This is a genomic window from Pseudolactococcus hodotermopsidis (assembly GCF_011170085.1).
GTDB classification, from domain to species: Bacteria; Bacillota; Bacilli; order Lactobacillales; family Streptococcaceae; genus Pseudolactococcus; species Pseudolactococcus hodotermopsidis.
Genome location: NZ_BLLI01000092.1, coordinates 1 through 5,952 on the forward strand (window position 1 = coordinate 1; position 5,952 = coordinate 5,952).

A 5,952-nucleotide genomic window follows, 5' to 3' on the forward strand; every position below is an offset into this window, starting at 1 on the left:
GCTCATCAATTAGATTGTCGCTATTGCCATCATGCCATGTATTATCAGGAATATCAACCCACATATAGTCAGACTCACTGTCCGCATGAGAATCGCTATCCTCAGTGGAATCACTATCTTCGGCTGAGTCTGAATCTTCAGTGGAATCGCTATCCTCGGTTGAATCACTATCTTCAGCAGAATCGGAATCTTCACTGGAATCACTATCCTCGGTTGAATCTGAGTCTTCTTGAGAATCACTATCTTCTTGGGAGTCTGAATCAACTTCAGAATCACTATCTTCCTCGGAATCGGAATCAGCTTCAGAATCACTATCTTCTACTGAATCAGAATCAGCTTCAGAATCACTATCTTCTTCGGAATCAGAATCAGCTTCAGAATCACTATCTTCTTCGGAATCAGAGTCAACTTCAGAATCACTATCTTCTACTGAATCTGAATCAGCTTCAGAATCACTATCTTCTACTGAATCGGAATCAGCTTCAGAATCACTATCTTCTACTGAATCTGAATCAGCTTCAGAATCACTATCTTCTACTGAGTCAGAATCAGCTTCAGAATCACTATCTTCTACTGAATCTGAATCAGCTTCAGAATCACTATCTTCTACTGAATCGGAATCAGCTTCAGAATCACTATCTTCTACTGAATCGGAATCAGCTTCAGAATCACTATCTTCTACTGAATCGGAATCAGCTTCAGAATCACTATCTTCTACTGAATCTGAATCAGCTTCAGAATCACTCAACTCGTCTGAACCTGAATCGGCTTCGGAATCACTGGCATCATCTGAGGCATGTTGCACGTCATGAACAGAATCAGAATCGGCTTCAGAATCGCTATCTTCTACGGAGTCGCTATCAACTTCGGAATCACTATCCTCGGCAGAGTCTGAATCTTCAACTGAATCGCTGTCTTCTGTGGAGTCTGAATCCTCTACTGAATCACTGTCTTCCACGGAGTCGCTATCCTCGACGGAGTCGCTATCCTCGGTCGAGTCAGAATCCTCTACTGAATCGCTGTCTTCCACGGAGTCACTATCTTCTTCAGAATCGCTGTCCTCGGTCGAATCGGAATCCTCTACTGAATCACTATCTTCCACGGAGTCGCTATTCTCTTCGGAATCACTATCCTCTTGCGAATCACTGTCTTCTTCGGAATCGCTATCCTCTTCGGAGTCACTGTCTTCTTCAGAATCTGAATCTTCCTCTGAATCACTATCTTCCTCTGAATCACTATCCTCTGTCGAATCGGAATCTTCGGTCGAATCACTGTCTTCGGTTGATTCATTTAAAGAATTATAAGTCGAATTTGAATCAATTTCTGAATCGGAATCTTTTTCTGAATCAGAATCCTCGGCAGAATCAGAGTCTTCCTGTGAATCGCTATCTTCCGTGGAATCGGAATCTTCAACTGAATCGCTGTCTTCTTGTGAGTCGCTATCTTCGGTCGAATCACTATCCTCAACTGAATCGCTATCTTCGACAGAATCGCTATCTTCAGCGGAATCGCTATCCTCAACCGAATCGCTATCTTCGTAAGAATCGCTGTCTTCTTGAGAATCACTGTCTTCTTGTGAGTCACTATCTTCTTCCGAGTCGCTATCTTCTTCCGAGTCGCTGTCTTCTTCGGAATCACTATCTTCTTCAGAATCGCTATCCTCTTCAGAATCACTGTCCTCAGTCGAATCGGAATCTTCAGTGGAATCGCTATTCTCCTCAGATTCATGTAAATAGCGGTATTCTGAATTTGAATCAGCTTCGGAATCGGAATCTTTTTCTGAATCAGAATCCTCGGCAGAGTCAGAGTCTTCTTGAGAATCGCTATCTTCGGCTGAATCAGAATCTTCAACAGAATCCGAGTCCTCTTGCGAGTCACTATCCTCTACGGAGTCCGAATCTTCATGTGAATCGCTATCTTCTTGAGAATCACTATCCTCCTCCGAATCACTATCTTCCTCCGAATCACTATCTTCGGTCGAATCAGAATCTTCAGTGGAATCGCTATCTTCCTCAGATTCATGTAAATAGCGGTATTCAGAATTTGAATCAGCTTCTGAATCGGAATCTTTTTCCGAATCAGAATCTTCTGCTGAATCGGAGTCTTCTTGGGAGTCGCTATCTTCGGTCGAATCGCTATCCTCTGCTGAATCTGAATCCTCTTGCGAGTCACTGTCTTCTGCTGAATCGGAATCAGCTTCAGAATCACTATCTTCAGCGGAATCACTATCTTCCTCAGAATCGCTATCTTCCTCGGAATCACTATCCTCGGTCGAATCTGAATCTTCTGTCGAATCACTCACTTCATCAGAATGATGGGCTAACTTATAATTGGAATCTGAGTCAGCTTCAGAGTCTGAATCTTCCGCTGAATCGCTATCTTCCTCGGAATCGCTATCCTCTGCAGAATCGCTGTCTTCTTCCGAATCGCTGTCTTCTTCCGAATCGCTATCTTCCTCGGAATCGCTGTCTTCTTCCGAATCTGAATCTTCATCCGAGTCAGAATCTTCATCTGAATCTGAAAGCTCGTGAGATTCTATATCATGTTCATATTTAACCTCGCCCTTACCTTGGACGACCTTATCTCCGCCCTCGGAAGGTTTAGGTTTCTCTGACAAATCAACTGCCATTGTTTCAGAAGCTCCAGGAATCCAACCCACTTCGCCAGTTCTCGGCACGGTATCCAATGTTACAACACCTGTGTAACGATCAACCACTGCCAAATCATCAGCAGTCGTACTCGTATCATCAATCTTCTCATAAAGTGTTCTCTCAGGATGTTGATTGACATCACCATTTACAGCAAACTTTGCCAGATAAGCGTCAAGCGCTGCTTGATTATTTAAAACATCTGTCGGAATCGCAATCTCTTTGCCTGTTACTTTATCTTTATACCATGTGCGTGTGACTGTTACAGGAATATTATCGGTGGCTCTAGTGATAAAGTTACCGTTTTCATCAGCATAATTGTGATCAACAGTGAAATTAACGATATAAGTATCAACTACTTCCTCGGTATCGTGGACTAACTGAATTATATACTCATCGCTCCCATCAAATACTGCTCTATCATTGAAAGTCGTAGACTTCACAACATAGCCTTCAGCCTCGTAAGTAGCAATTCGACTAGCAATATCATAGTCAGGCGAAGCGATAATACTAGTGCCTTCTTGACCACTTACAGGCTTTTTATCAACTAAAGTAAGACCTGTTGACGCATCAATAATGGTAAATGTTGCCGTTTGGATATTGGCTTCAACCACAATCTCAAGTGTTTGAACAACTGAATCTGCCGTTTCCTTACCACTCGCATCAATATTTGGTGTCGCATCATATTTGAAAATCTTAGCTGCTTCTGTATCGCCTAGCTTGTAACCTGAAGGAATCGAGATACCCGCCTCAGTTACTAACTCACGATGCGTTTTAGTCAGACCTGAAGTTCCCGCAATTTTAGTCGTTGTTGTGCCTGCAATCTGTTTACCAGCCGCATCAACCAACTTAACAATAACTTCTTGTTTTACTGGTGTAACGTAGAATGTTGTAACAGGTGTATTTGCTGGTAAAACTTCCGTTGTTGTTGGCTGTGTTTTACTAGTATCTAGCTTGTAACCCTCAGGCATATTAGTTACCGTATAATAAGCATTTGCCCAATTGATAACATTACCAACATTGGCTGGAACAAGGTGGTCAGGTGTCTCTTGTTCAGAAGTTGTAACAGATGACACATCAACGACATCTCCCGTAACAGAGTTGACATACTTGTATTGAACATCAGCAGAAACACCATAACAATAAATTTTATAGTGCGTTTCATCGCCCTCAATTGGCGCAATGGCAACGTTTGCTTGCCCAAGTTCATTACCATCATCAACGGTATTTGTCATATCGCCGCCACTTTGCTTGTCTTGTGCAGCAATAGCAGGAACTTGACTACCAAGCGCCCATTTGTAGTTAGCTGGCATTTTTTCTTCGACCAATGTTCTAGTCGCTAAGTCCAACTCTTTACCAATGTAGTATGAGTTCGTATCAATCTCAACTAACTCAGAACCTGGAATCCGTTTGCCACTGTAATCAACATATTCAACCGTAATTTTACCTGGGTCAATTCTTGTTGTGTTGATTTCAGCACAGGCGGTGTTTCTCGGCATGTTAGTAGAAAATACATTTTTTACCGCCTCGGCTTGTTCAGATGTTGCAAATTGATTTGGTGCTAAAACATAACTAGATAATGCTGAGTTTTCAGAAACAACAATTTGCTTAAACTTAGCAGTTGCTAATGGTGTTGTGCCACCACCATCAGCAGTATTTTGGGCTTCGCCATTATACATACTAATGTTCATATTGTTCATCTCAACGGCACTATAATTACCACGAATGTATAAAGAATTATCACTACGACGAACATCACTAGTGTTCGTATTTGCAATATTAAGGTTATCTACATTTCGGAAAGTAACTTTTTTTGTATTTGTAGCGCTACCGCCTTGCAAATAAATCATACCATAGTTATCATTCCCACGCATAGTTATCGAACTTTGCGCATTGAATTCTACTGTAAATTTAGATTGATTTATTGTTGAACGGATAAAGGGAGCAGACGTTTGGCGACTATCAAGTTCCAATCTCTCGCCAAATCTCGCCAGACGTCCTGTTGCTGATAGAGCACCCTCAAATTCTCCTCTATGGTAGTCATACATCTGAGCGTTGTAAGCATATTCATAGTCATCATTTAAGAAATAGTCTGACCCTCGCATTGATATTTTAACATCATCACCAGCAAAAATTGCATTCCATGCTCCTGAAAATACTGGATAACTTAGAGTGACCGGGCTATATTGATTAAGCGTTGCACCATCTCCGATAAGTGCCGCATGACTCTTACCTGTGTCGGTAGCAATAGTCTTACGACCAATACTACCACCACGGTCAGTTGCTCCAAACATAATAAGTGAGTTAAAAGTACCACCACTTGTTTTTCGCATATTAAAAGTAGAGCCATTTGAAATCACAAACTCACCAACACGCAATGCCTGTGATGTTGTGACAACTGTACTAACACCCGAAAAAGTTACTCTAGTCTGGTCGGCATTTGTCAAACGCGCCATATAACTGTTGTCAACTCTCGAATCATTGGAATCAATGGAGGTACCGTCAGCATTAGTTACTTCTAAATTATCAATATTAATCGCCCAAGTTCCCATTGCTTGAGGCGAAACGAATGTAATTGCTCCAGTAGAACCTCTATTTACTTCACTTTGTGTAAAACTATTATCTTGAATCTGATGTTGATCTGTTTTTTGGGAAAGTTTGATGTTAGTAAGTGTCAATTCTGGCGCAACAGTTCCAGCTACTGGAACACCCAATTTAAGAGACAACCCCATACCTAAGTCAAGAACATTACCATTCCCCTCAATCGTCAAATTGGTCGCAGCAGTCCGTGTTTTCAGAACAACGGCATCAGTTTCTAACTGATTTTGTGCACTTGTTGACGTTTTCCCTGAATGAATATCTTGTGTCAACTCAATGAAAGTGATTTTAGGATCATCATAAGCTGTTTTGAAACTTGACCAGTCAGCAACAGCTGCATACGTACCTGCTGCCATTGCTTGTGCTCTATCTGATGCTTTATTGACAACAGCATCTGGTGTCGGTACATCAACTGACGTTGAAGACACGTATGGGTCGTCAAGCGCGTTCTCAAAATCACTGCGCAGACTGTCATCGGCACTTGCAACTTTCAAAGTTTCTTTGACTGTAATAGCTGGATCAACACGCAAAAGCGGTGTCGGTGTGTCAACACTTTTTTCTCCATCAGCTTTTTGACTAGCAACAATCGCCTTATCATTTTCATCCGCAGATGAAATCAGGGCATTACCCGCAATAGCACCGCCTGCAATAGCAGCTAAAGTTGAGGCAGCGTAAAGCCATTTTTTACCACTCTTCCAAGACCGAT

1 protein-coding gene is annotated in these 5,952 nt (G+C 41.9%); it reads right to left on the reverse strand.

Going from position 1 to position 5,952, the window contains the following annotated elements:
- Positions 1 to 5,952, reverse strand: a 5,952-nt coding sequence (locus Hs30E_RS10275; RefSeq protein WP_371864153.1) for a pectate lyase-like adhesive domain-containing protein, incomplete at both ends; no start/stop codon positions are given.